The 26194-nt window shown below is 46.4% G+C and carries 22 protein-coding genes and 1 tRNA gene; 21 read left to right on the forward strand and 2 right to left on the reverse strand.

What is annotated here, in order from left to right; genetic code table 11:
* Positions 1–5: 5 nt before the first annotated feature.
* From MP3633_RS03125 to MP3633_RS03210, 18 genes are all read left to right on the forward strand, one after another.
* A complete protein-coding gene (locus tag MP3633_RS03125) occupies positions 6–896 on the forward strand; it encodes a LysR substrate-binding domain-containing protein (protein ID WP_176334442.1) in 891 nt (296 codons plus the stop codon).
* Between the two features lie 182 nt (positions 897–1078).
* Positions 1079–2770 carry a Na/Pi cotransporter family protein gene (locus MP3633_RS03130; RefSeq protein WP_176334443.1) on the forward strand — a complete coding sequence of 564 codons (1692 nt, stop codon included), beginning with the start codon at positions 1079–1081 and terminating at the stop codon, positions 2768–2770.
* 954 nt (positions 2771–3724) lie between these two features.
* A complete protein-coding gene (urtA, locus tag MP3633_RS03135) occupies positions 3725–5008 on the forward strand; it encodes an urea ABC transporter substrate-binding protein (protein ID WP_176334444.1) in 1284 nt (427 codons plus the stop codon).
* A gap of 201 nt (positions 5009–5209) precedes the next feature.
* Complete coding sequence (gene urtB, locus MP3633_RS03140) at positions 5210–6799, forward strand: urea ABC transporter permease subunit UrtB (RefSeq protein ID WP_176334445.1); 1590 nt, start codon at positions 5210–5212, stop codon at positions 6797–6799.
* On the forward strand, positions 6796–7929 hold the full coding sequence (gene urtC / locus MP3633_RS03145) for an urea ABC transporter permease subunit UrtC (RefSeq protein WP_176334446.1): 1134 nt from the start codon (positions 6796–6798) through the stop codon (positions 7927–7929). The genes urtB and urtC overlap by 4 nt, the downstream gene beginning before the upstream one ends.
* A complete protein-coding gene (urtD, locus tag MP3633_RS03150) occupies positions 7926–8801 on the forward strand; it encodes an urea ABC transporter ATP-binding protein UrtD (RefSeq protein WP_176334447.1) in 876 nt (291 codons plus the stop codon). Before urtC ends, urtD begins: the two co-directional genes overlap by 4 nt.
* Complete coding sequence (urtE, locus tag MP3633_RS03155) at positions 8798–9505, forward strand: urea ABC transporter ATP-binding subunit UrtE (protein ID WP_176334448.1); 708 nt, start codon at positions 8798–8800, stop codon at positions 9503–9505. The genes urtD and urtE overlap by 4 nt, the downstream gene beginning before the upstream one ends.
* Before the next feature lie 69 nt (positions 9506–9574).
* Entirely contained in the window at positions 9575–10501 is a 927-nt protein-coding gene (locus MP3633_RS03160) for an urease accessory protein UreD (protein ID WP_176334449.1), read from the forward strand.
* Positions 10502–10567: 66 nt separating this feature from the next.
* On the forward strand, positions 10568–10870 hold the full coding sequence (locus MP3633_RS03165; protein WP_112141542.1) for an urease subunit gamma: 303 nt from the start codon (positions 10568–10570) through the stop codon (positions 10868–10870).
* 71 nt (positions 10871–10941) lie between these two features.
* Positions 10942–11271 (forward strand): urease subunit beta, encoded by a 330-nt coding sequence (locus MP3633_RS03170; RefSeq protein WP_112136764.1) that lies wholly within the window; start codon positions 10942–10944, stop codon positions 11269–11271.
* The gene (ureC, locus tag MP3633_RS03175; protein WP_112136766.1) at positions 11268–12983 is read left to right on the forward strand and encodes an urease subunit alpha; all 1716 of its coding nucleotides are present in this window, start codon (positions 11268–11270) and stop codon (positions 12981–12983) included. Before MP3633_RS03170 ends, ureC begins: the two co-directional genes overlap by 4 nt.
* Positions 12984–13030: 47 nt before the next feature.
* A complete protein-coding gene (locus MP3633_RS03180; RefSeq protein ID WP_176334450.1) occupies positions 13031–13504 on the forward strand; it encodes an urease accessory protein UreE in 474 nt (157 codons plus the stop codon).
* A complete protein-coding gene (locus MP3633_RS03185) occupies positions 13485–14162 on the forward strand; it encodes an urease accessory protein UreF (protein WP_176334451.1) in 678 nt (225 codons plus the stop codon). Before MP3633_RS03180 ends, MP3633_RS03185 begins: the two co-directional genes overlap by 20 nt.
* A 344-nt stretch (positions 14163–14506) precedes the next feature.
* On the forward strand, positions 14507–15148 hold the full coding sequence (gene ureG, locus MP3633_RS03190) for an urease accessory protein UreG (RefSeq protein ID WP_176334452.1): 642 nt from the start codon (positions 14507–14509) through the stop codon (positions 15146–15148).
* Between the two features lie 20 nt (positions 15149–15168).
* A complete protein-coding gene (locus tag MP3633_RS03195; protein WP_176334453.1) occupies positions 15169–15753 on the forward strand; it encodes a HupE/UreJ family protein in 585 nt (194 codons plus the stop codon).
* A 54-nt stretch (positions 15754–15807) separates the two neighbouring features.
* Positions 15808–19281 carry a hybrid sensor histidine kinase/response regulator gene (locus tag MP3633_RS03200; protein WP_176334454.1) on the forward strand — a complete coding sequence of 1158 codons (3474 nt, stop codon included), beginning with the start codon at positions 15808–15810 and terminating at the stop codon, positions 19279–19281.
* A complete protein-coding gene (locus tag MP3633_RS03205) occupies positions 19268–20179 on the forward strand; it encodes a response regulator transcription factor (protein ID WP_176334455.1) in 912 nt (303 codons plus the stop codon). Before MP3633_RS03200 ends, MP3633_RS03205 begins: the two co-directional genes overlap by 14 nt.
* 450 nt (positions 20180–20629) lie before the next feature.
* Positions 20630–21043 (forward strand): GNAT family N-acetyltransferase, encoded by a 414-nt coding sequence (locus MP3633_RS03210; protein ID WP_176334456.1) that lies wholly within the window; start codon positions 20630–20632, stop codon positions 21041–21043.
* 124 nt (positions 21044–21167) lie between these two features.
* Here MP3633_RS03210 and MP3633_RS03215 read toward each other — a convergent pair whose 3' ends face one another.
* Positions 21168–21698 carry a peroxiredoxin-like family protein gene (locus MP3633_RS03215; protein ID WP_176334457.1) on the reverse strand — a complete coding sequence of 177 codons (531 nt, stop codon included), beginning with the start codon at positions 21696–21698 and terminating at the stop codon, positions 21168–21170.
* Between the two features lie 127 nt (positions 21699–21825).
* Between MP3633_RS03215 and MP3633_RS03220 the strand changes: the two genes are divergently transcribed.
* The 3 genes from MP3633_RS03220 (at position 21826) to MP3633_RS03230 (ending at position 24518) form a co-directional block, all read left to right on the forward strand.
* Positions 21826–22656: an AraC family transcriptional regulator gene (locus MP3633_RS03220; RefSeq protein ID WP_176334458.1), complete on the forward strand. Its 831-nt coding sequence runs from the start codon at positions 21826–21828 to the stop codon at positions 22654–22656.
* 121 nt (positions 22657–22777) lie between these two features.
* A tRNA-Ile gene (locus MP3633_RS03225) sits at positions 22778–22854 on the forward strand.
* 272 nt (positions 22855–23126) lie between these two features.
* A complete protein-coding gene (locus MP3633_RS03230; protein ID WP_176334459.1) occupies positions 23127–24518 on the forward strand; it encodes an L-cystine transporter in 1392 nt (463 codons plus the stop codon).
* 245 nt (positions 24519–24763) lie between these two features.
* Here MP3633_RS03230 and MP3633_RS03235 read toward each other — a convergent pair whose 3' ends face one another.
* Positions 24764–26161 (reverse strand): DEAD/DEAH box helicase, encoded by a 1398-nt coding sequence (locus tag MP3633_RS03235; RefSeq protein ID WP_176334460.1) that lies wholly within the window; start codon positions 26159–26161, stop codon positions 24764–24766.
* Positions 26162–26194 lie beyond the last annotated feature (33 nt).

Genomic DNA, 26194 nt, shown 5'->3' on the forward strand with positions numbered 1-26194 from the left:
CTATTATGTTGAAATTGCCCAATTTAAACAGCTTGATCACCTTTATCAATGCGGCCCAAACCGGCAACTTTGCGAAAACCGCGAAGGCATTGTGCATAACGCCAGCCGCCGTCAGCCAACAAATAAAACAGCTAGAATCTCACCTAGACGCAACGCTGTTTGAACGCTCAAAACTAGGTGTGGAATTGACTCAAGCGGGTCATCAATACCTGTATTTTGCCAATCAAGCGATCGAAAGCCTGCAACGTGGACAAGCCAGTTTAGACCAATTAAAACCGCAATCTATTTTCACCTTACACACACTGCCATCGGTGGCGAGCTTGTGGCTAATGCCCAAAGTGCTGCAAATAATGGAAAAGCATCCAGACCTAGAAATTCGCGTAGAAGCGAGCCATTCCACGGTGGATTTCAGCCTGAGCCGATGTGACGCGTCTATTAGCTTTGGTAAACAAGATACGTCCCTAAACCACGACTTCCTTTTCCAAGACGACGTACACCTAGTCGCCAGTCCTTCTTTGATTAACGGAATAGCGCAGGGTGATTTAGATGCATTGCTTGAAAAACCAATGATTCATATTGATTGGGGAGACGACAACGCGTTTTTACCCAACTGGCAAGATTGGCTAACCGCCGCGAGTTACCATAATCGACAACCCAACAAAGGCCCACAATTTAACCTTTCCAGCATGGCCATCGACGCCGCCATACAAGGCAAAGGCCTACTTCTCGGCCAAGGACTCTTCATCCAAAACGCGTTGAAAACGGGTCAGCTCGTGTCACTCAGCGACATAACCTTGCCACTAAGAAAAGCCTACTACCTGACTTATCCAGACCGAACTAGAAATAAAGCGGCAGCGATGGGGCTGATAGAGCAATTGAAAAATGAAGAGGGTTGATCAAGTAGGGAGGTAATCATCAAATCAACCCTTTACGCCGCTCGGCGTTGCTGTCGTATTATTGCTTTGCCTAAATAGGGTGGCTGACTTAAGCTTTGTTGTTAAGGTTTTTCCATTTTTATAAGAATAATGACGAACCCTATTTTAGGTTCGAACCGTCTTTGGGAATTATAATTCAGCGTATGAATATCATTTTAGGCACTATTGTCGGTTTAGGGATTTTCCTGTTTGGCATGCATCAGTTGGAGCAAGGGCTGCAATCACTGGGCAACAATCGTATTAAGAAAATTTTGTCGCGTTCTACTGAGAAGCCTATATTCAGTGTCGCATCAGGGGTAACCATTACCGCGATTGTTCAAAGTAGCTCTATGGTCAGTTTGATGGTGTTGGCGTTTGCCAGCGCAGGCATGATTCCATTATTCAATGCCGTTGGTGTCATTCTTGGAGCGAACCTCGGCACGACGTTTAGTGGTTGGATTGTAACGACCATTGGCTTCAAAATGGATCTCGCCGCGATCGCTCTTCCTCTGTTTGGTCTGTCTTCTATTGTTTATTTATTTTCTGAGCGCCGTCCAGTATGGCGAAGTGGTGCTCAAGCCGTTATTGGATTAGGGCTATTAATCTTTGGCTTGTCGGAAATGAAAGACGCGGTTGAAACGCTCCCGCAGCTTTTTGATCTGTCTAGCCTAGGCAATATGCCCATCGTGGTCTATTTGCTGGTGGGCATGTTGATGACCGCCTTGATTCAGTCCAGTTCGGCGATGACGCTCATTACCTTAACCGCATTGCATTCTGGCATTGTGGATTTGCCCGCCGCTGCCGCGTTGGTCGTTGGTGCGGATATTGGTACCACGAGCACCACAATTTTAGGGAGCTTACGAGGATCTCGTATTATGAAACAACTGGCCTTGGCTCATGTTGTTTATAATCTCGTCGTGGATGTTTTGGCCTTCTTAGTGCTGCTCCCCTTGTTGCCCAGCGCCATGGATTTTGTCGGCATCACCGATCCTTTGTATGGCATTGTGATGTTTCAAAGTAGCTTCAATCTCATTGGCCTCTTCTTGTTTGTGCCCTTTTTAAAGCAGTTTTCCGATTGGCTAAGTAAGCGTTTTGGCAAGGACGATGATGAATATATTTCTTTGTATTTGCACAACACATCGACCGAAGTAACGGACGCTGGGTTAATTACCTTAGAGAAAGAAGTCCGCCACCTTTTGGAAATGGGGATGACACTTAATATGCAGGCGTTTCATTTTTCACCATTGCAGATAGGCACGCCAGAGCAAGTGCAGAGTTTGCAAAAGGTGGCAAAGAAATACGAAGGGTTTAGCGAAGGTTACGTGAGATTAAAGCGCCTTGAGACACTGATTCGACATTACAGTATTCGCCTAGAATCCGTATCGCTAAACGTTAAACAGATCGAGCGTATCAGCCTATTGCTGGAATGCGCTCGTGATAACGTCTTTGCGTTAAAAAGCTTAAAAGATATCCAGTCCGACTTAGACCTATTCCGTCAAGGTGACAGTGAAAGCAGCCTCTTATTTAATCAAGAAATAAGCAACAGTCAGGAAGGAATACTGCGTCGCCAGCTGAGTTTTTTGCAAAGCGACATGCTTGATGAGCAGAGGTTAAATCAGTTTCATCTACTAAACGACATGATAAGCCAACAACATCAGGCGCTGAATGAAGACATAGCGGAAAGCTTGCGCCTTTTACCCGCAGATAAAAACAAAGAACTGGATGTGTCAGCGGCGCAAGTAACGACAATGTTGAATGTAAGCCGTGAAATATTGCACGCCAACCAAGGTGTACAACACGCATTAAAACTCTATTTTAAAGTGACAGAAAAGGTAGGCGTTAACGCGAAGGCGTAAAAAAATTATAAACCAGCCACATTGATGGCTGCTATTGATTCTTCAGAATGTTAAGGAGAGCCGTTCGACTTGATCGCATGTTCCCTAAAATTAGCTCCCAGAGTTTAATTTACAGGCCTTGATGTCGCCCTAAAAAACGACTTACTTTAGAAAATGAAAGCTTTGCTTTAAATCGTCTGATTACGGTCGTTCCTCCCTCATGCAGACCTACGAAAACAGATTAATCCAGTTAAAGCCCATCTACACTTTCTGAACTGATATCACAGAAGAACGAACTTCGATTCAATCCTGATTGCGCGACTCTATGGCGTTTCAGGGTCAGTTAAAAATCCCCTTCCTCTCAACGGCAAAAAAATCCATGCCTTTCGATACAACGAGCGTAGGAAGGAATCATGCGCCTATGAAGAAAATCAGGCATTAAAGATCTTAAAGCGAATTTTTGGTTACTTTTTGGGCGCTAGCAAAAAGTTACACGCCCATCAGGGCGGAATAAAGGTTGGGATTACAAAGAGTTTGAATGGAACTCAAAGAAGAGATTAACCCCTCCCTAACCCTCCCCTTGAAGAAAGGGGAGGGGATCTAGTGATTAGTAGACTTAGTCTTTTGTACGTTCTTGAACTAGAAAGCGGGCAAAAGTTACACGCCCAGCCTTTTCCTGGATTAAAGAGCGGAATAAAGCTCATGAATACAAAGCGTTAGAATGGAATCAAAGAGCAACCCCATCCTAACCTTCCCCTTGGAAGTGATAAGGGGAAGGGACAGATCAAGAGATGAACCCTTGAAGAAAGGGGAGGGGAAAAAACTGCCATATACGTCAAATGACGTATCCCCCTAAGTCATTTCGCGCATACCTTTCTTACGGTGATTTTTTAATACTGGGTCTACTGATACGAGGTGTTTAAACCTCTTGTTCGACTCAACAATATTATAAATCACAATAGGACGGCTCCAATTATGAAAATCAAAGCGCTTACTTCTGCGATTGTGCTCTCTGGTGCAACGCTTATTGCACTTCCGGCATTGGCGGCAGAGACGATTAAGGTCGGTGTGTTGCATTCCTTGTCTGGCACCATGGCGATTTCCGAAACAACGCTGAAAGACACGGTCTTGATGATGGTCGATGACCAAAACAAAAAGGGCGGTTTGCTTGGCAAGAAGTTAGAAGCGGTTGTGGTTGACCCTGCGTCTAACTGGCCTTTGTTTGCAGAAAAAGGTCGTGAGCTTTTAACTCAAGACAAAGTGGATGTGATTTTCGGTAGCTGGACGTCGGTTTCTCGTAAATCGGTTTTACCTGTATTGGAAGAGTTGAACGGTTTGATGTTCTACCCAGTTCAATACGAAGGGGAAGAGTCGTCTAAAAACGTGTTCTACACAGGCGCGGCGCCAAACCAACAAGCCATTCCTGCGGTGGATTACTTGATGAATGATCTGGGTGTAGAGCGCTTTGTTCTCGCCGGTACCGATTACGTTTATCCACGTACTACCAATAAAATTCTTGAATCCTACCTAAAAGGCAAAGGTGTTGCGGCGAAAGACATCATGATCAACTACACGCCGTTCGGTCATTCTGATTGGCAGTCTATTGTTTCTGATGTGAAGAAATTCGGCAGCGAAGGCAAGAAAACGGCGGTTGTTTCGACTATTAATGGTGACGCCAATATCCCTTTCTACAAAGAGTTGGGTAACCAAGGTATTTCAGCAGAAGACATTCCTGTGGTGGCGTTTTCTGTAGGTGAAGAAGAGCTTTCTGGTTTAGATACTAAACCCTTGGTTGGTCATTTAGCGGCTTGGAACTATTTCCAAAGTGTTGATACACCAGAAAACGAAGCTTTTATTAAAGCGTGGAAAGCGTATACCAAGAATCCAAAACGCGTAACGAACGACCCAATGGAAGCGACTTACATCGGCTTCAAAATGTGGGCAAACGCGGTGACTCAAGCGGGCACAACGGATGTTGATGCAGTTGAGCAAGCGATGATCGGTCAGAAAACACCAAACCTAACGGGCGGCATTGCAGTGATGAACAAAAACCATCACTTGAGCAAACCGGTTCTGATTGGCGAGATTCAAGACAACGGTCAGTTTGAAGTCGTTTGGGAAACCGACGGTGTGGTTGCCGGTGATGCTTGGTCTGACTTCCTACCAGGTTCGAAAGATCTGATCTCAGATTGGACGGCGCCGATCAAGTGCGGTAACTACAACACGAAAACCAAAACTTGTTCAGGCCAAAACTATTAATTTGACCTCATCCCAGGGTTAACGTTGGCTCTCTGTCTGGCTGGAAAATAGTCTAGTCAGAGAGCCTTTTTTACCCTGTTTGTTTTTAAATCCATTCTTTTAAGCGCTTTGCTCAACAAGCCTTATCGCAATAAACCTACCGATACACGGAGTATGACCTTGAGACGTATCCCCTTGAGACGTATCACCTTGAGACATTGCATGGCACTGTGTTGCTGTCTTTTTGGACTTTTTTCCCTTCCTAGTGTTGCAGTGGAATCCACGTCTCTTGATCCTCTGTTAGCTGACTTGGTCGATGCAAAAATCAGTAAAATGGTGCCTATTTTAGACAAAATAGAAAAAGCATCCGACGAGACCGTATTGCCACTTTTTCGCACCTTATTAAACGGCGATTTGTATTATATTAAATCGACCAAGCAGGTCGTTGGGCAGTTCGATACAAATGGCGAAACCTTTTATAAAGACGTTTTTACGGGTCAAGCCAATCCTGCGCTGACCAAACGAGACGTCAAAAAAATCCGTGTGAACAACACATTACGCGGCTACTTACGCAACGCCATTGCGCGCATTCAATTAACCTCTAAAAAACCCAGCGTACGCGAAAGCGCTGTACGTGAGTTGTTGTCTAAATTAGACGACGACACGGTCGACATTTTAGAAAGCCTTTATCCGAATGAAACCAACAAAAAAGTTAAACAAGCCATGGGCTTAGCGTTGGCGATGAATACCGCTTCGCAAACGCAATTGGCGGTATCGAATCGCATTGCGGCCATCGATACCTTGGCAGACAGTTTAGAAAACGACGTTCGAAACTTGTTGACCACATTGTCCCGCGACGAGAATCCAGCGATTCAAAGTGCATCGAATGCCGCTTTAGACAATATCGCACAAAGAGCCAACCGCTTTGCTTTTGTCGATCAGTTGTTCTTTGGTTTAAGCCTTGGGTCAGTCTTGTTGCTGGCATCGATTGGTTTGGCCATTACCTTTGGCGTTATGGGCGTGATCAACATGGCCCACGGCGAGATGATTATGCTTGGCGCTTACACGACGTATGTTGTGCAGCTGATCATGCCGAACTACATCGATTATTCGATTTGGGTGGCGATTCCAGCGGCGTTTTTGGTGTCTGGTTTGATGGGTGTGTTGATCGAACGTTTGGTCATTCGTCATTTGCACGGTCGACCATTGGAAACTTTGTTGGCGACGTTCGGTATCAGTTTGATCTTGCAACAATTGGTACGAACCATCTTTTCCCCGCTTAACCGTCAGGTGTCGACACCGAGTTGGATGAGTGGTTCTTGGGAAATAAACCCTGTGTTGTCATTGACGTTAAACCGTTTGTACATCTTGGCGTTTGCTCTACTGGTGTTTATCGCCTTGGTAATTATTTTGAAAAAAACCTCTCTTGGCTTAAACGTTCGAGCGGTCTCGCAAAACCGCAATATGGCGAAAGCCATGGGCGTGAAAACCAACTGGGTCGATGCGATGACCTTCGGTCTGGGCTCTGGTATCGCAGGCATTGCCGGTGTGGCGTTAAGTCAATTAACCAACGTTGGGCCGAACTTGGGTCAGGCTTACATTATCGACTCTTTCATGGTCGTGGTGTTTGGCGGCGTGGGTAACCTATTGGGAACATTAGTGGCGGCCTTTACGTTGGGCATCGCGACGAAATTCTTAGAACCAACCACGGGGGCAGTACTCGCGGCCATTATTGTATTGGTGTTTATTATTCTCTTTATTCAAAAACGTCCTAAAGGACTCTTTCCACAAAAAGGGAGGGCGGCAGAATGACACGTCTTATGAAGTATTTTTCGGAAGGGCGCACTTCTGGCAAGCACACACTGCCATTTGTGGTGATCTTATTGGGCGTGACAATTCTCGCGTCTGCGGCGAACTTGTTTTTACCTGCAGACTCTGCGCTGTACGTCAGTACTTACACGATTACGCTGCTGGGTAAATATTTGTGCTACGCCATGTTGGCGTTGGCGGTGGATATTATCTGGGGCTATTGCGGTATTTTGAGCTTAGGTCACGGGGCATTTTTCGCCTTAGGCGGTTACGCCATGGGCATGTATTTAATGCGTCAAATAGGTGACCGTGGCGTCTACGGGAATCCATTGTTACCTGACTTTATGGTGTTTTTGGATTGGAAAGAATTGCCGTGGTTTTGGCTCGGCATGGATCATTTCTGGTTTGCCATGTTGATGGCGGTTGTTGTACCAGGGTTATTGGCCTTTGTGTTTGGCTGGTTGGCGTTTCGTTCCCGCGTGACAGGCGTTTACCTTTCTATTATGACGCAAGCCTTAACCTACGCTTTATTGCTGGCGTTTTTCCGTAATGAAATGGGCTTTGGCGGTAACAATGGCTTAACCGATTTTAAAGAAATTCTGGGCTTTAATCTGCAAGCCGACAGCACGCGTGTTGCTTTGTTTATGATCACCGCGATTTTGCTGGCAGTGATCTTTGTGGTCAGTCAAAAAATCTTATCCTCTCGACTCGGCAAGGTGGTGTTGGCGATTCGTGACTCGGAATCTCGCTCGCGCTTTATCGGCTACCGAACCGACCGTTACAAGGTGTGGTTGTTTGTCTATTCGGCGGTGATCGCAGGGATTGCTGGTGCATTGTACGTACCGCAAGTTGGCATTATTAACCCGGGCGAATTTTCACCGATCAACTCCATCGAGATGGTGATTTGGGTAGCAGTGGGTGGTCGTGGCACCTTGATTGGTGCGGTGATTGGCGCCTTGTTGGTGAACTACGCAAAAACCCGTTTCACGGCGATTATGCCGGACGCTTGGCTGTTTGCTTTGGGCGCGATGTTCGTTCTTGTCACTTTGTATTTACCAAAAGGCTTAATGGGTTTGTATGGGCAGTTACAAACCAAACGAAAAACCGCTATGAATAAGGAGCCACAAGCATGAGCGCTTTAGCTTTGAATAGATTAGAAAGCACGCGTGAATTTTTCCGCCGCGATCAGGTGTGGCCATTTCTGGCGCCAGAGCAAGCCGCCGTCAATGTCGGCAATCAAATGATCTTGTATGTGGAAGATTTGAACTTGAGCTTTGACGGATTCAAAGCCCTGAATAATTTGAACCTGTATATCAACGACGGAGAATTACGTTGTTTGATTGGCGCCAATGGCGCAGGTAAAACCACCTTGATGGACGTGATTACCGGCAAAACTCAGTGCGATTCCGGTACGGTTTTCTTCGGGCAAAATCACAATTTATTGAACAAAGACGAAGCAGAAATTGCGCAACTTGGCATCGGTCGTAAATTCCAAAAACCAACCGTGTTTGAAGAGCAAACCGTGTTCGACAATTTGGAACTGTCACTGAAAACCGACAAGCGAGTATTACCGACCTTGTTCTCGCGTTTAACACCCACTCAGATCGACCGCATTGATGAAGTATTAAAAACGGTAGGCTTGGCGAAGCATCGATTTATGTTGGCGGGCGCTTTGTCTCATGGTCAAAAGCAATGGTTGGAGATTGGCATGCTATTGGCGGCCGATCCGCGACTCTTATTAATCGATGAACCCGTAGCGGGCATGACAGCCCAAGAAACCGAGCGCACCGCGGAATTGTTGACCTCTTTGGCGGGGGAACGCACCGTGATTGTGGTCGAGCATGATATGGAATTTGTGCGCAGTATTGCGCGCACCGTGACCGTTTTGCATCAGGGCTCTGTGTTGGCCGAAGGCACCATGGATCAAATTCAAAGCAACAAAGACGTGATTGAAGTCTACCTAGGTGAAGAAGCCGCAGAAGAAGGTAAGGGAGAAAGAACATGATTTCAATTAACAATGTCGATCAACTTTATGGTGGAACGCAGATTCTTTGGGGCTTGGATTTAGAAATAGAAACCGGTTCGATCACCTGCATCATGGGTCGTAACGGCGTGGGTAAAACCACCTTGCTCAAAGCCATCATGGGCTTACTACCAATCAAAAGCGGCGAGATCACCATGAAAGGCGCAGTGTTAAATAAACAAAGCGCAGAAAAGCGCGCTTATGCAGGCATTGGTTATGTGCCTCAAGGGCGCGATATTTTTCCTATGTTAACGGTGGAAGAAAACCTGCGCATTGGTTTGCCTGTGCGTGGTAAGCGCACGAAAGACAGTCCAAAAGAGATTCCAGAAAAAATCTTTGAACTCTTCCCCGTATTAAAAGACATGCTGCATCGTCGTGGTGGCGATTTGTCCGGTGGACAGCAACAACAGCTGGCGATTGGTCGCGCCTTGGTTTTGGAGCCCAGCGTGTTGATTTTGGACGAACCCAATGAAGGTATTCAGCCCAACATCGTTAAGCAAATCGGCGATGTTATTTTAAAACTCAATAAAGAAGAAGGTCTCACCGTGATTCTGGTGGAGCAGAAATTGGGCTTTGCGCGTCGTGTCGGTAAGGAATTTCGCCTGATGGAAAAGGGGCGTATTGTGGCGGCGGATAAAATGGAAAATCTTAACGATACTTTGATTAAGCAGTATTTGGCGGTCTAGTTTTTGCAGGTCTAGTTTTTGCATTGAATGGCGATTGGCCGCCATGTGCAAAACGCTTATAGGGCATTAATGAATAATAAACATAATCTTGCTTTAGCAGAAAATACTTCTCTACAACTCGTGCCACCAGTGGATGCGCCAGCGTCCCAGTGGCATGCGTTCCTTACGCTGGGGTTTTGCCAAACCGCTCGCGGTACGGTGCTTAAAACCTGCGATCACAAAGGGCCTTTGTATGTACAAAAGCCTTTTTATCCAGAAGGCCGAGACACGGCGCATGTGTATTTATTGCATCCACCGGGTGGCTTGGTTTCTGGTGATCGACTCACGATTACGGCGAATCTTGCAGAAAATACTCACGTTTTGATCACCACGCCGGGGGCTGGTCGAGTGTATCGCGCTCGAGAAGACAAAACTCTACAACATCAAGTGACGCAATTAAACGTCGCTAAAAATAGCTTAATGGAATGGTTACCACAGGAAACCATTCTTTATCCAAACGCCCATACTCGCCTTGAAAACAGCATCGACCTTGCAGACAACGCCAAGTTTATTGGCTGGGAAATCACTTGTTTCGGCTTACCGGCCAACCATCAAGACTTTGCTGAAGGCCACGCAGAGCAAGGCTTTCAGATACGTCAAAACGGTCGTATTAAAGTCCGCGAACGCTTGGTGATTGATGATAACAGCCGAGCTATTTTTTCGGCTAAAGCAGGACTCGATGGCAAACCGATTAATGGTTTGATGATTGCGGGTCCTTTTGAATCGTCAGAACCTTCTAATTCAGTTAATCATGACGAATTAATCGACAAACTGCGTCAGCATTGCACTGAGCATGGTTCATTAAGTGGCGTCACTCTGGTGGGAGATTACATTATGGTTCGCAGTATTCATGATGATTCTGAACAAGTGAAACAGTTATTTATTCAATGCTGGCAAGACATTCGTCCGGCATTACTAGGAAAAGAAAGCAACGAACCAAGAATCTGGTCGACCTAAAAAGGTGCGAGTGATCCGTTTTGGTTCGAAAAAATAATGTGAAAGTCACATGAAGAGGCATGAAAAATGGAACTACTCCCAAGAGAAAAAGATAAGCTGCTTGTGTTCACCGCCGCTTTGCTGGCTGAGCGTCGCTTGAATCGTGGCCTTAAATTGAATTACCCCGAAGCCATGGCGTTCATCACCATGGAGATTATCGAAGGCGCTCGCGATGGCAAAACCGTGGCGGAATTAATGGCATACGGCAAAACGGTATTAAGCGCGGAACAAGTAATGGACGGTGTGGTTGAACTTATCCACGAAGTGCAGGTGGAAGCGACGTTTCCTGATGGCACTAAGTTAGTTACTGTCCACAATCCCATCAACTAGAGACCTTTGCATGACTACTGGTTACGTCATTAAAAGGTATTAACTAGGTTCTTTTTTTAAAGGATAGCATCATGATTCCAGGTGAAATACAGGTAGCCGACGGCGATATTGAACTTAATGTGGGTCGAAAGACGGTGAAGGTTCGTGTCGAAAATACCGGTGATCGCCCTGTGCAAATTGGCTCCCATTATCATTTTTACGAAGTGAACCCCGCCTTGTCTTTTGATCGCGACGTGAGCAAAGGTTTTCGCTTGAACATTGCCTCTGGCACCGCAGTGCGTTTTGAACCTGGCCAAGGCCGCGAAGTGGAACTGGTCGAATACGCAGGCACCAAAACCATTTATGGTTTCCGTGGTGAAGTGATGGGTTCTCTTGCTAACCATTCGGAGAAAGAATCATGAGCCAAACGAAAAAAATGGATAGAAACAGCTACGCGCAAATGTTTGGCCCGACCACCGGAGACCGCGTGCGTTTAGGTGATACCGACCTCTGGATTCAGGTTGAGAAAGATTTCACTGTTTACGGCGACGAAGTGAAATTTGGCGGCGGCAAGGTCATCCGTGACGGCATGGGGCAAAGCCAAGTAACGAATGATATTGCGGTGGATTTGGTTATCACCAATGCCTTGGTGCTTGATCATTGGGGTATTGTAAAAGGCGATGTGGGCATCAAAGCGGGCCGTATTTTTAAAGTCGGCAAAGCAGGCAACCCAGACGTACAAGACAATGTAGACATAGTGATTGGGCCGGGAACCGAAGTCATCGCGGGGGAAGGTTCTATCCTAACGGCGGGTGGCATTGACGCGCACATTCACTTTATTTGCCCGCAACAAATTGAAGAAGCCTTAACCTCTGGCGTCACCACCATGATCGGCGGTGGCACTGGGCCCGCAACGGGCACCAAAGCGACCACTTGTACGCCGGGGCCTTGGTATCTTGGCAAAATGCTACAAGCCACTGATAGCATGCCGATGAACTTAGGTTTTCTCGGTAAAGGTAACGCCAGCTTGCCAGAAGCGCTAGAAGAGCAGCTCGAAGCGGGCGCTTGTGGTTTAAAACTGCATGAAGATTGGGGCACCACGCCAGCGTCGATAGATTGCTGTTTGAGTGTGGCGGAAAAATACGACGTGCAAGTGGCGATCCACACCGACACCCTAAACGAATCGGGTTTTGTTGATAGCACCTTGGCGGCTTTTAAAGATCGTGTGATCCACACTTATCACACAGAAGGCGCGGGCGGCGGTCACGCGCCAGACATTATCCAAGCCTGTTCGAATCCTAATGTCTTACCATCGTCGACCAATCCAACGCGTCCTTATACTCGCAACACGGTAGACGAACATTTGGACATGTTGATGGTGTGTCACCATTTGGACAGCAATATTCCTGAAGACGTAGCGTTTGCCGATTCGCGGATTCGAAAAGAAACCATCGCGGCGGAAGACGTTCTTCATGATCGTGGCGCGTTTAGTATGATCTCGTCCGATTCCCAAGCCATGGGCCGAGTGGGTGAAGTCGTCACACGAACATGGCAAACCGCTCACAAAATGAAGCAGCAATTTGGCTTGTTGGCCGAAGACAAAGAGCTCGGCGCAGACAACTTTCGTGCTCGTCGCTACATTGCCAAGTACACCATTAACCCAGCGATCGCGCATGGTATTAGTCACGAAGTCGGTTCGATTGAGCCGGGTAAAATGGCGGATTTAGTCTTGTGGAAACCGGCGTTTTTTGCCGTGAAACCGTCGATGATTATCAAGGGCGGGATGATTGCCAGCGCGCCAATGGGCGACCCAAATGCCTCTATTCCAACGCCGCAGCCTGTGCATTATCGCCCTATGTTTGGTTCTTTTGGTAAAGCCGCGGCAGCCACGTCAGTGACCTTTGTGTCTAAAGCGGCGCTGAACAATGGCTTGAAAGAATCTCTCGGTTTGGATCGAACTTTGGTGGCCTGTAAAAACACCCGCAACATTTCCAAACTCGACATGATTCACAACGATTGGCTGCCGAACATTACTGTCGACCCGCAAACCTATGAAGTGCGCGCCGATGGCGAATTGTTAACGTGCGAGCCTGCTGAAGTATTGCCGTTGGCTCAACTTTATACTCTTTTTTAGAGACTCTTTTTTAGGAACGTTTTTAGAAACATTTTTAGGAACATACGATGCTAGATATTTACGAGCGATTAGGCACTCATTGCCATGATCCTGTTCACACCACGGTGACGCTGACGCACGAACAACGCGACCGTGGGCGTCTTAAGCTAGTGGGCGACAACAACGAAGATGTTCGTGTTTTTTTGGAACGTGGTAAACCGCTGTTAGTCGGTGAATTTTTGAAGTCTGAATGCGGCAAGATAGTTCAAGTGAATGGTGCGGTGGAAGACGTGGCGCACGCCAGTTGTGAAGATTGGGAAGCCTTTTCCAAAGCTTGTTATCACTTAGGCAATCGCCACACCAAGATCCAAGTCGGTGAGCGCTGGTTACGCATTAAACCGGATCATGTATTGGAAGACATGCTGCAGATGTTGGGCTTGATCATCAGTCATGAAGAAGCCGTGTTTGTGCCAGAGTCTGGAGCCTATAGTTTTGGAGGAAATAGTTCTGGAGGCAATAGTCATGGCCATAGCCACCACTGAGGCGAGCTTATTGCGCTTGTTGCAGCTCAGTAGCGTGAGCTTGCCTGTTGGCGGTTATGCGTTTTCTCAAGGCATGGAATACGCCATCGACCAAGGTTGGGTAAAAAACAAAGCCAACGTATCGGATTGGATCGGATTGCAAATACAACAGTCTGTCGCGCGGGTCGATTTGCCCGTTTTGCGTTTGTGTATGGACGCCGCGCAGCAAGAAAACACCGCGCGCTTATTGGCACTTAACGATTTGGCGTTGGCTTGTCGGGAAACGAAAGAATTACGCCTGAACGATACCGCGATGGGCGAAGCGTTATCGCGCCTGATGCGCAGTTTAGAAATTGACACACCGTTTGAACGCTCGGAAGACATTAGTTTTGTCGCCTTGTTTGCGATTGCCGCGCACCATTGGCAGATGGATTTTGACCTTGCGGCGCTTGGCTTTACCTGGTCTTGGCTCGAAAACCAAATTGCTGCCGCGACCAAACTGGTGCCGTTGGGGCAAACCCAAGCGCAAGAATTACTTGGTGAGTTACAGGGCGACATTCATCAAGCCATCGCGTTGTCACTCACGATTGAAGAAGATCGTATCGGCGCGGGTTTGCCCACTATTGCCATAGCCAGCGCACAGCATGAAACACAATATTCGCGGCTGTTTCGCTCTTAGTGTTTTAGTCCCCTCCCCCTTGGCAGGGAGGAGCTAGGGGCTTTTGCATTATTCCCTCCCCTTATGTCTTTGAAGGGGAGGGCTAGGGTGGGGTTATAGAACTTTACCCCCTCCCAACCTCCCCCCTTAGCAGGGGGAGGAGCTAGGGGCGTTTGTATTATTCCCTCCCCTTATGTCTTTGAAGGGGATGGCTAGGGTGGGGTTATAGAACTTGACCCCCTCCCAACCTCCCCCTTAGCAGGGGGAGGAGCTAAGGGCTTTTGTATTATTCCCTCCCCTTAGCAGGGGGAGGAGCTAAGGGCAGCAGACATTTATTTATTCAGTTAAGAACAAGGGAACAGGTTATGAAAAAACAAACATTACGTATTGGTGTGGGTGGTCCTGTTGGATCGGGTAAAACGGCGCTTTTACGCTCTTTATGTTCTGCCTTGCGAGATCATTACAACATCGCCGTGGTCACCAATGATATTTACACCCAAGAAGACGCGAAATTTTTGACGGAACACGAAGCGTTAGACGCGGACCGTATTGTCGGTGTCGAAACGGGCGGCTGTCCGCATACGGCGATTCGTGAAGATGCGTCGATGAATTTGGCGGCCATTGATCAGTTGTTGGCGCGTCACGGTGAGTTGGATGTGGTGTTTGTAGAAAGCGGCGGGGACAACTTGAGCGCGACTTTTAGCCCTGAGTTGTCCGACTTTACGATCTATGTGATCGACGTGTCTGCAGGGGATAAAATTCCTCGCAAAGGCGGCCCGGGTATTACGAAATCGGATTTGCTGATTATCAATAAAACCGATTTGGCACCGTTAGTTGGCGCGTCATTAGAAGTAATGGATCGTGATGCAAAAATGATGCGTGGCGATCGCCCGTTTATCTTTTCGAACCTCAAAAAAGCGCAAGGTTTGGACGAAATCATTCGGATCATTGTGTCGGAAGGGATGTTGGAAGCAAAAGAGTTACCAGCGGCGAAAGCGGTTGTTTAATCAAAAGGTGAGGTGAAAGTATGCGTTTATCTATAGCAAAAATATTGTCTAGCACTGTGTTTTTATTGGCGTCTGGCGCGGCACTTGCGCACCCGAGTCACGAGCACTCGGCCAGTTTTATGGCGGGTTTTGATCATCCAGTCGGTGGTTTTGATCATCTTTTGGCGATGCTGGCGATTGGTTTGTGGGCGTCCAGTTTAGGTGGTCGTGCTTTGTGGGCTATTCCTAGCGCGTTTGTTATCACCATGCTCGTGGGTGGCGGTTTAGCGGTGGCGGGTTTCAGTGTGCCATTTGTTGAGCAAGGTATTTTATTGTCAGTGATTATTTTGGGTGCCTTGGTGTTGTTTGCTAAGCGTTTGTCTACGGCAGTTTGCGTGGTGATTGCCGCGAGTTTTGCGTTATTTCACGGAGTCGCGCATGGAATGGAAATGCCGTTAAACGCGGATGGCCTGCACTATGCGCTTGGCTTTGCTGTCGCAACGGCTGGCTTGCATGTGGTTGGTCTTGGTTTTGGTCAGTGGATGGCGAAGATGGGGACGCCTTTAGTGACGAGAATGAGTGGTTCTGTGATTGCTACAGCGGGCTTGCTGCTCGCTTTTGCCTAATGCACTTTTTCCCAATAAAAGGCACACCATTTTATAGCCTAATCGCGAGATTCTATGAAGGCGACACAAAAGATCTTTAAAGTGCGACGCCACTATAACAAGTGGGTCGCCGATCAAACGATGGAGGATTACGCACTACGCTATACCTCTAAACAAGGTCATACCATGAGCATCGACCGTGTCGGTCATACGGCGCTCGGTGCGACGGCGTTTTTGGCGCTGGAAGGGTTAGCCGCGGTGATCACGCTTGCTTATGGTTTTACCAATGCTGTGGCGGCGATTCTCACGGTGCTTGCGTTGTTTTTCGTGACGGGGTTTCCTATCGCGTATTATTCGGCTAAGCACGGTTTGGACATCGATTTGCTGACGCGTGGAGCGGGTTTTGGTTATCTTGGATCGACCATTACCTCGCTGATTTACGCGACCTTCACCTTTATTTTTTTTGCGATTGAAGCCGCCATTTTGGCCTCGGCATTGGAAGTCTTGTTGGGTATTCCTTTGCAGATTGGGTATGCGTTGTCGGCTTTGTTTGTGATTCCCATTGTAACGCACGGTATCCGTGCAATTAGTCGTTTTCAAAACGGTACTCAATGGATTTGGCTGACGTTGCAAGTGGCCGCAATTGGCGTGGTGGTGACTCAGGAATATCAAAATTTTGAAGGTTGGACTCAGTATGCGCCGGTGAATTTACCGCAAAGTCAGCATTTTGATTGGATCTTATTTGGCTCGGCGGCGTCGGTGTTGTTTGCCTTAATGGCGCAGATCGGCGAGCAAGTCGATTATCTACGATTTTTCCCGAAAAAGACCAAGCAAAACCGCAAACGCTGGTGGTTTTGGTTGATATTAGCCGGTCCTGGTTGGGTGTTTATCGGCGCGATTAAAATGCTGCTAGGCTCGTTTTTGGCCTATTTGGCCATATCCGATGGCGCGACCACAATACAAGCCACCGACCCAACGTATTTGTATCAGCGTATCTTTTTCTTTTTGACCACCTCACCGACAACGGCGCTCATTCTGGCGGCGGTGTTTGTGTTTATCTGTCAGATGAAAATCAATCTGACCAACGCGTATGCCGGTTCGATTGCGTGGTCTAATTTCTTCTCGCGCTTAACCCATTCCCATCCGGGTCGAGTTGTCTGGCTGGTATTCAACGTTACCATTGCGTTATTGCTGATGGAGTTGGGCATTTATCAGGCGCTTGGCGCGATTTTGGGTGTGTTTGCGATTGCGGCGGTGAGTTGGTTAGGCAGTTTGTCGGCGGATTTATTGATCAACAAACCGCTTGGCTTAAGTCCGAATTATGTGGAGTTCAAACGCGCGCATTTGTACGACATTAATCCCGTTGGCACAGGTTCCATGTTGATCGCCACCACGCTGGGCTTGGTGAGTTATTTGGGGGTATTTGGTGAAGAGGCGAAAAGCCTTTGTCACTTTATTTCGCTCGGCACCTGTTTTATTTTTGTTCCCTTAATTGCTTGGTTAACCAAGGGTAAATATTACCTTGCCCGACAAAGCCCAGAACTGATTCCGATGATCGAACTGGCGCAAAAGCGCAATCCTAAATACGTCACCTTGACCTGCGGAATTTGTGAAAACGCCTTTGAAACAGAAGACATGAGTTTTTGCTCGGCGTATATGCAGCCGATTTGTTCTTTGTGCTGTTCCTTGGATGTGCGTTGCTTGGACAGTTGTAAGCCGCAAGCGAGCATTACTCAGCAAAGTGATTATTTCTTTAAGCTGTTTTTGCCGAAGCGTTTGGTTAAAGCATTGAAATCACGCTTCGGACGGTTTTTGTCGCTTTTAACGGTCATTAACATTATCAATGCGGCTTTGATGATGTTGATCTATCGTCAAATGGCACCGAACTCTGTAGAGGAAGAAATCTTGCTACAAGACACTATGTTTGCATTGTTTTTTACTTTGTTGATTGTGTCTGGGGTCTTATCTTGGTTGTTTTTATTGGCCCATGAAAGCCGAGTTGTGGCGCAAAAAGAGTCCAACCGACAAACTCGAAAGCTGATCCGTGAAGTCGACGCTCACCAAGAAACAGACAGAGCATTGCAGAGCGCAAAAGAACAAGCTGAACGCGCAAATGAAGCGAAAAGCCGCTATCTAACGGGGATCAGCCATGAATTACGTACACCGCTGCAATCGATAATTGGTTACGCTCAGCTATTGTCCGAGAAACAAAATACGCCGTCAGGACATCAAAACGGTTTGGACATCATTCATCGCAGTGGTTTGTATCTGGCGGATTTGATTGAAGGCTTGTTGGACATTTCTAAGATCGAAGCAGGGCGCTTTGATTTGTATCGCAACACGGTGGATTTTCCGAAACTGATCGATCAGTTAAACAGTATGTTTGCTATGCAAGCGCGTGACAAAGGCATTCAATTGAAGGCTAAAATTCTGGCACCTTTGCCTCAGCATGTGGTGACGGATGAAAAACGATTACGACAAATATTGATCAATTTGTTGTCAAATGCGGTGAAGTACACGCCAAAAGGCTCGATTTTGTTCGAAGTGAACTATCGCAATCAAGTGGCGGAGTTTGTCATTCGCGACACAGGGCTTGGTATTAAAGAAGAGCATTTGCAGCGTATTTTCGATCCATTCGAACGTGTGCGCGACATCAGTACAGGGAATTTACCCGGCACAGGGTTGGGCTTGACGATTGTGAAGCTGTTGACCGAAGTCATGGGTGGTGATCTACAGGCTAGATCGGTGGTCGGCGAAGGCAGCGAATTTCGCGTTAGCCTTATGTTGCCTTGGGTGAGCCAAGGGGATTCGTCTGCCTATGAATACAAGCGCATTGTGAGTTACCGAGGGTATCAACGCACCTTGATGGTGGTGGACGATGATCCAGTCGTACGAGGTTTGTTGTCGGACATTTTGGTGCCGCTTGGCTTTAATGTGTTGGAAGCCTCAGACGCGAAAGTCTGTTTAGACGAACTGGAATCTTGCTCGCCTGATTTGTTCGTTCTGGATGTTTCCATGCCCGGAATGGACGGTTTGACGCTGGCAAAATTACTGCGAGATCGCGGCTATAGCACGCCTATTATAATGCTGTCTGCGGACGCACAAGAAAACCAACGTAAGCCAGACGAGCAAGCGGCGTTTAATCAGTACTTAGTGAAACCGGTGAATAACAGTGCGTTGCTGGACGCGATTAAGCATTGGCTGGTGTTGGATTGGGAATATCAAGAAACAGAGTTGGGTGAGCTTGAGCCGTTGGCTCTTTCGCTGGACTCGCCCCGTGATGTGCAAGATGAACATTCTGAACCCATGATGATTCCCGATCACGAAAGTGTGCGAGAGCTGATGGCGTTCGCTGAAATGGGCTACAAAAAAGGCGTGCGAGGCGTATTGGATCAGCTTGGTAAAACCGATGTGATCGATCTCTTTCATATGGCGCAATTAGAAAGTTTGTATCTGAGCTTTCAGTTCGATGGGATTGCTCTTTATATACAGAAGCATTCATGTGCAATTAGCAATGTAAGTGAGAAGTCTAATTATGAACCCAAGTAATAAAAGTGACATTGTTTTAGTCGTCGACGACTCGCCCGATGCGTTGAGCCTGATTCATGACACCTTGGAAGCGGCCAATATGGATGTGCTTGTCGCCCTTGAAGGCAAACAAGCCTTGACGATCGCCAAGCGGATTCGACCGGACATTATTTTGCTCGATGCCATCATGCCGAACATGGATGGTTTTGAAACTTGCCGACAATTAAAAGCTGACCAAAGTCTGGCGTCGATTCCGGTCATTTTCATGACTGGCCTGAGCGACACCGACGACATTGTGCGTGGCCTTGAAGCCGGTGGTGTGGATTACCTGACGAAACCGATTCAACCCAATGAGCTGATTGCTCGCATGCGAGTGCATTTGTCTAATGCACGTTTAAGCAACAACGCCCAGTCTGCTCTCGACAGCATGGGCCAGTATTTGATGACCACCACGTCGGCTGGTGATATCGCCTGGGCGACGCCACAAACCTATGCGTTACTTGCCCGAGCACGAGCCAGTAACGAATGGCAGAGCAGTGAAATGGCATTACAGATACGGCTTTGGTTGGCGCATCAACCCGACGTTGGAAACGTATTGAAACTAACCGGATTGGATTACCCTTTGGGCCTTAAAATGATGGGCTTAACGGAGCAGAAAGAAGTGCTTTTAAGGCTTGAAGACGGTGATAAGCCTGCTGGGCCAGCATTGCTTAAACAGGAACTGGGGTTAACGGATCGTGAATCAGAAGTGCTGCATTGGATTGCCAATGGCAAATCCAATCGAGACATTGCGGAAATCTTAGAGATGAGCCCGCGTACGGTGAATAAACACCTTGAACAAATCTTTCCTAAACTTGGTGTAGAAAATCGTACGTCAGCGGCAGGCGTAGCATTACGAGTATTCGCCGCTGAACGCTAAGTGTCTTTAAATATTGGCACTAAAACATCACTTTAATGACGTTTTGGTCCTAAATGTCATCAATTTACGTGACATTCATCGAACGAGACAAGAATGTTCATGATGCACCAGATTGGTTGTTTAACGGCGCATTTCTTTTTAATATAGCCCCATATTGAAGCGCTTTAGAAATTAACGCGTTTTATCCTCACATAGGCGTTTGAGAGTGATTTCTTATTTGTCAGTGATCTGTTTTTTTCTATTTTGTAGATCAAGACAGTCGTCCTTTTTAAGGACGCCGATGTTTCTTTTAATCGCTAAAGATTCATTTTTGTACTTCCCTTTTTTTTTGTGGCGTCTCACTTTTGAGCCGCCACTTTTTTTTGTCCTACTTTTCTCTTCTTGTTTTCTTTTGCCTTATTTCCCAGAAATACTCTATGCTGTCTTTTTATTGTTTCGTAGGGCGTAGCTATGGAAGTTGAGTATAAAATTAACCAAACGATTACCGCTGATCAGTTTATTGGTTTGTTATCAAAAACGTCATTAGGCGCGCGCCGCCCGATTGATCAGGTTGAGACGATAGACGCTATGTTGGCGAATGCAAACCTGTTGGTAACAGCATGGCAAGGAGATCGTCTTATTGGTGTGGCACGTTCAGTGACTGACTTTGCGTTTTGTTGTTATTTATCAGACATCGCCGTAGATGAATCTATTCAAGCATCCGGTATTGGTAAAACGTTGATCCGTATGACAAAAGAAGCCTTAAAACCTACGTGCTCTTTGATTTTATTGTCTGCACCTCAGGCCGTAGGGTATTACCCCAAAATTGGCTTTACTCAGCACAATAGCGCGTGGGTATTAACGGACATCGATGACCTAAAATAAGCCGATGGTGCCATTTTATTAATCGGCGTAAAAACAAAAAGAGTAGAACTCTGATTACCAGAGTACTACTCTTTTTAGAAGAATCTATTAACACGAAGAACCTATTAACACGAAGAGGCTATAGCTAGATTAACTCGCCACGCGCTGGATAATTTTTAGTAATCGCAAATTCGATTGCTCCAAGAACCTCTTTAAAGTGCGGGCGAGCAAAGGGCATGGTGTTGATATTACTCCAGTACAGAGTGCCATCAGGACGCACTAAATACAGTCCCGGTTCCGTAAATTCTGTAGGTTCTTCTATACCAATACTGGTGACGCCTCGGCCAGCACTTCTGTGCAACCCCCACGCTTGAGACTGTTCAACGGTCAGGCCGTAGCCCATTGTGAGATTTTCAATTTCCCATTCTGTCGATGCTAGTTGCGCTCTTTCTTCAGTATCAGAACTGAGTGCAATGATATTGACACCTTTAGCTGAAAAATCGTCTGCTAAGCGGCTCAACTCTCTTAGGTAGTTTTTGCAAATTGGGCAATGTAAACCACGATAAACTACTAGCATCGTAAAATTTTCAGGTGTTTGTTGTGTTAGAGACCAAGTGCTTTTTAGCGTGTTAATCACTAGCTCTGGAGTTGCTGTTCTAGGCTTTAGAACGACCATTTTGTTTTCCTTATAATCAGCTGATTAGTTTTTGATTTAGACAGTTTAGGGTGATAAATGATACGATTAGTGATTATTAATCCTTAAATTATTGCAGATCGTATTTTTGGCTTGAGGTTAAGTTATAATGGATCGTCTTTCATCAGTATTAAGTGCATTCCGTCCTAAGGCGACGTCGGTAACCAGCCTTCGCTTTTCTCGTCAAAGAGAACATTTGTCCCTGTCGTCTGATTCAAGTTATTGGCTTTATATGATTAGCGGAGAACTTACGTTAACGGCACAAGGCAATAGCCGAACAGAATTGAAAGAAGGTGATGGCGTGTGGCTTGCTTCCGGTCAAAATATGGATGTGTCCCTTGCTGATAAGAGACAGTTTGAGACAAGTATACTGATTTGTGAATTTGATTTTGGTACGAAAGCCCTAAACCCTTTGCTCGATTTAGAGTGGCAATGGATTAAAGTGGAAAAAGACGACGGTATAGCTCAGCAGCTATTAGCTTTGAGTACTTTGTTACTGGCTGAAAGTTTGCAGCCACGCTGTGGGTCTCAAGTGATTGTAGAACGCTTGGCTGAAGCGTATCTAGTGCAAATGCTTAGACAGTTTATACAGACCCAAAAAATCCAATTGGGTTTATTGGCGGGTCTGAGTGATATAAGGCTAGCGCGTGCCATCGTTGCTATTCATGAGCAGCCTCAACAGGCTTGGCAAGTTGCCAGTTTAGCCGAAGAGGCGGGTATGTCCCGATCGGTGTTTAGCGGATTATTTAAGAAAACAATGGGAATGACGCCAATGGCGTATTTGACCTCATGGCGAATGCGTTTGGCCGCACAGCGTATTAAAAATGGTGACAGAAACCTTGCGATTCTGAGTGATCAGCTAGGTTACCAGAGTGAAGCTGCCTTTCGACGGACGTTTAAAAAAGTGATTGGTGTTGCGCCAGGTGCCATCGGGCGTTAAATTTGGTGGCTTAAGTGATTAAAAAACAACCATGTTTTGGTGATAAGTAGAGTAATTAATAAAAAACGCATCCACTTCTTGGCAATAACCATTCATACATATATAATTTGTTCCGCTTTTAGGGCCTGTAGCTCAGTTGGTTAGAGCATCCGACTCATAATCGGCAGGTCGAGTGTTCAAGTCACTCCAGGCCCACCATATAAAATAAGCCTCGATAAATTAGTGCAAACTGACTTATCGGGGCTTTTTTATACTTTGAACATTAAGGCTATATTTCGGCCTTTTCAGTGTGTTTTCTCCCTTCTTATTCGATTTTTTTATATAAATTAACCGATTTTTTATATGAATTAATCCATTTTCCTTCTTATTTCTTCAGTTAAGATTTTGCTACCATATCGCCAACTTATCGATTTGCTTTGCTTTTAGGGCTGGTCATCGGTTTCTACTGATTATTTTTAAGGTGTGTTTCCATGTTATATCCGATTCTTAACTTAGTGGTTTTCGCTTTGTTAATCGTACTCTTGTATAAACAGCAAAAAGCAGAGAAAACCTTGTCTACCCGAGTATTTACCGGTTTAGGACTAGGTGTCGCTTTTGGTGCTGCACTACAGTTTTTTTATGGTGTCGGTAGCGCGGAGTCAAACGAGACGTTGGAGTATGTCAATATCGTTGGCTATGGTTATGTTAGCTTATTGAAGATGATCATAATGCCACTGATTTTAGTATCCATTATTGGTGCCATTGTTAAAGTAAAGGACACGGGATCTTTAGGTAAGATGTCTGGTGGCATTATTGGTATTTTGTTGGCAACCACGGCGGTGTCTGCACTCATCGGTGTGTTTGTTAGTAATCTGTTTGGCTTGTCTGCTGACGGCATAGTACAAGGCGCTCGTGAAATGGCTCAAGGCGCTGCATTAGAAACTCGTTTGGACGGGTTGGTGGATGTCTCTTTTGCTGACATGATTCGGTCTTTCTTTCCTGGCAACCCTTTCGCTGACCTTGCTGGTAGCCGCCCAACATCAACCATTGCTGTGGTGATCTTTGCTGCATTTGTAGGCGTTGCTGGTGTATCGGTCTCGCGTAAAGAGCCTGAAATCGGTGCAAGCTTTGAACGTTTTGTTGATGTTGCACAATCCATTGTACGTACCTTGGTGCGTATGGTGTTGAGTTTGACGCCTTACGGTATTTTAGCGTTGATGGCCAAGGTCGTTGCGGGTTCAAACGTATCAGATATCTTAACGCTGTTGAATTTTGTGGTGGCGTCTTATGTTGGTTTGGCGATGATCCTTGTCATGCATTTGTGTTTGCTGGCGTTTAATGGCATTTCTCCGATTCGTTATTTCAAAAAAGCCTTGCCAGTGTTGTTGTTTGCTTTTACCTCTCGTTCAAGCGCAGGGACCATTCCCCTTAATATAGATACACAGGTGAAGAGCCTGGGTAATGGTGAGGGTGAATCTAACTTTTCTGCATCGTTTGGTGCGACTATGGGGCAAAACGGTTGTGCGGGTTTGTACCCTGCTATGTTGGCGGTAATGATTGCCCCGACTATTGGTATTAATCCCCTTGATCCCAGCTTTATTATTTCATTGATTGCGATTGTGACAATCAGTTCTTTTGGTATTGCAGGTATTGGCGGCGGTGCTACATTTGCCGCTTTGATTGTGTTATCTGCGTTAGATATGCCAGTTGCGTTGGCTGGTTTACTTATATCTATCGAGCCTTTGATCGATATGGGCCGTACGGCGGTGAATGTAAATGGTTCGATGACGGCGGGTACGATTACGTCTAAATGGCTTGGTCATTCTGATGCGAATACATTTGATCAGGATGAAGTGTCAGGCAGTGAATTTAAGAATAGTTAGCCATAGCAGGTGACTGTTGTGTGTATTTTAAGCCACCTTCGGGTGGTTTTTATTTGCTTATGTCACACTCCAAAAATGGACACGTTAGTGTGGCGGGAATATTGGATCTGGCTAGTAAAACCAATGAAGGTTGAGGCGAAGTGACGCTAGACATAATAAAACACCCCTAGCGATGTTGTTCGCTAGGGGTGTTTGTTCGTACTTAAATCGTTTTTATTTCAGCGACAAGACTTAGTGAATATTAACTAGTCTTGAGTTGGCTTACGGTTACGACGAGCGGGTGCAAGAGGTTTACTGCGTAAGCCTTGACCTTGAGTTACATCGGCTTTTGCAGGGGCGTTGCCTCTGTCTGTTGGGCGACGGTTACCAGATTTAGGCGCATTGCCTTGTTTGTTTGCGTTGCCGCCTTGCTTAGCGCCGTTACCTTGGCGCGGTGCGCCAGGGTTGTTTGGTCTTTTTGGGTTGTTCTTTTTGATTGGGCGGTTGTCTAATGTGGTGTCTGGCAACATGTGCGTTGGCATGAAGTCATCTTCATAACGACGTTCGATTAGTTTCTGAGTCAAACGTTCAATCGCACGTAACAGGTCTAGCTCGTCGGCAGCAACCAAAGAAATCGCTTTGCCTGTTGCGCCAGCACGACCGGTACGGCCGATACGGTGGACGTAATCTTCAGCCACATCTGGTAAGTCAAAGTTGACCACATGAGGCAGTTGTTCTATGTCTAATCCACGCGCAGCAATGTCAGTTGCCACCAGAATTCGAATACGACCTTCTTTAAAGTCTGCAAGAGCACGAGTACGTGCGCCTTGGCTTTTATTGCCGTGGATCGCGCTGGAACGAATACCTGCGTCTTCTAGTGTTTTAGTGATTTTGTTCGCGCCATGTTTGGTGCGAGAAAATACTAAAGCTTGATCCCAACGCCCGTCTGCGATCAATTTGATCAACAGCTCAGTTTTACGCTTCTTATCTACTGGGTGTAACCATTGCTCAACAGAAACGGCCGTGGCATTGCGTGGTGTGACAGAAATTTCTACTGGATTATTAACCAAGCCTTTTGCAAGTTGGCGAATCTCAGGAGAAAAAGTCGCAGAGAATAATAGGTTCTGACGTTTCTTCGGCAGGATGGCTAAAATCTTCTTGATGTCGTGAATAAAGCCCATGTCCAGCATGCGGTCAGCTTCATCCAAAACAAGAATTTCTAACTTATCAAATCGCACGGCTTTTTGGTTGTACAAGTCCATCATACGACCTGGTGTCGCGATTAAGATATCGGCACCACGGCGAAGCGCCATCATTTGAGGGTTGATCTTAACGCCACCAAAAACAACGGTCGATTTAAGCGATAAATGTTGTCCGTAATTTTTCACGCTTTCAGCTACTTGAGCAGCTAATTCGCGCGTTGGTGTTAATACTAATGCACGTACTTGATTGCTTTGCGCGTTCTCGCCGTGACTTAGAAGTTCGAGTAAAGGCAAGGTAAAACCGGCTGTTTTACCTGTTCCTGTTTGGGCTGCGGCCATCACATCTAGGCCTTCAAGAATAGGAGGTATCGCTTGAGCTTGTATTGGGGACGGCTCAGTATAACCTCGGTCTTCAATGGCTTTTAGGATGGGGGCAGAAAGCCCAAGTTTGTTGAAACTCATAGATGTTCTCATGTTTTATCAAAGGCGGGTGCA

The sequence above is a fragment of the Marinomonas primoryensis genome, from assembly GCF_013372285.1.
GTDB classification, from domain to species: Bacteria; Pseudomonadota; Gammaproteobacteria; order Pseudomonadales; family Marinomonadaceae; genus Marinomonas; species Marinomonas primoryensis.

Excerpts from the sequence above, each read along its gene's own strand:
- urtE (WP_176334448.1), top strand. The coding sequence starts at position 8,798 with ATGATTTCAATTAACAATGTCGATCAACTTTATGGTGGAACGCAGATT.
- MP3633_RS03210 (WP_176334456.1), top strand. The coding sequence starts at position 20,630 with ATGGAAGTTGAGTATAAAATTAACCAAACGATTACCGCTGATCAGTTT.
- urtD (WP_176334447.1), top strand. The coding sequence starts at position 7,926 with ATGAGCGCTTTAGCTTTGAATAGATTAGAAAGCACGCGTGAATTTTTC.
- MP3633_RS03235 (WP_176334460.1), bottom strand. The coding sequence starts at position 26,161 with ATGAGTTTCAACAAACTTGGGCTTTCTGCCCCCATCCTAAAAGCCATT.
- urtA (WP_176334444.1), top strand. The coding sequence starts at position 3,725 with ATGAAAATCAAAGCGCTTACTTCTGCGATTGTGCTCTCTGGTGCAACG.
- MP3633_RS03220 (WP_176334458.1), top strand. The coding sequence starts at position 21,826 with ATGGATCGTCTTTCATCAGTATTAAGTGCATTCCGTCCTAAGGCGACG.
- MP3633_RS03215 (WP_176334457.1), bottom strand. The coding sequence starts at position 21,698 with ATGGTCGTTCTAAAGCCTAGAACAGCAACTCCAGAGCTAGTGATTAAC.
- ureC (WP_112136766.1), top strand. The coding sequence starts at position 11,268 with ATGAGCCAAACGAAAAAAATGGATAGAAACAGCTACGCGCAAATGTTT.
- MP3633_RS03205 (WP_176334455.1), top strand. The coding sequence starts at position 19,268 with ATGAACCCAAGTAATAAAAGTGACATTGTTTTAGTCGTCGACGACTCG.
- MP3633_RS03200 (WP_176334454.1), top strand. The coding sequence starts at position 15,808 with ATGAAGGCGACACAAAAGATCTTTAAAGTGCGACGCCACTATAACAAG.
- MP3633_RS03130 (WP_176334443.1), top strand. The coding sequence starts at position 1,079 with ATGAATATCATTTTAGGCACTATTGTCGGTTTAGGGATTTTCCTGTTT.
- MP3633_RS03230 (WP_176334459.1), top strand. The coding sequence starts at position 23,127 with ATGTTATATCCGATTCTTAACTTAGTGGTTTTCGCTTTGTTAATCGTA.
- MP3633_RS03180 (WP_176334450.1), top strand. The coding sequence starts at position 13,031 with ATGCTAGATATTTACGAGCGATTAGGCACTCATTGCCATGATCCTGTT.
- MP3633_RS03195 (WP_176334453.1), top strand. The coding sequence starts at position 15,169 with ATGCGTTTATCTATAGCAAAAATATTGTCTAGCACTGTGTTTTTATTG.
- MP3633_RS03185 (WP_176334451.1), top strand. The coding sequence starts at position 13,485 with ATGGCCATAGCCACCACTGAGGCGAGCTTATTGCGCTTGTTGCAGCTC.
- MP3633_RS03170 (WP_112136764.1), top strand. The coding sequence starts at position 10,942 with ATGATTCCAGGTGAAATACAGGTAGCCGACGGCGATATTGAACTTAAT.
- urtC (WP_176334446.1), top strand. The coding sequence starts at position 6,796 with ATGACACGTCTTATGAAGTATTTTTCGGAAGGGCGCACTTCTGGCAAG.
- MP3633_RS03160 (WP_176334449.1), top strand. The coding sequence starts at position 9,575 with ATGAATAATAAACATAATCTTGCTTTAGCAGAAAATACTTCTCTACAA.
- MP3633_RS03165 (WP_112141542.1), top strand. The coding sequence starts at position 10,568 with ATGGAACTACTCCCAAGAGAAAAAGATAAGCTGCTTGTGTTCACCGCC.
- urtB (WP_176334445.1), top strand. The coding sequence starts at position 5,210 with ATGGCACTGTGTTGCTGTCTTTTTGGACTTTTTTCCCTTCCTAGTGTT.
- MP3633_RS03125 (WP_176334442.1), top strand. The coding sequence starts at position 6 with ATGTTGAAATTGCCCAATTTAAACAGCTTGATCACCTTTATCAATGCG.
- ureG (WP_176334452.1), top strand. The coding sequence starts at position 14,507 with ATGAAAAAACAAACATTACGTATTGGTGTGGGTGGTCCTGTTGGATCG.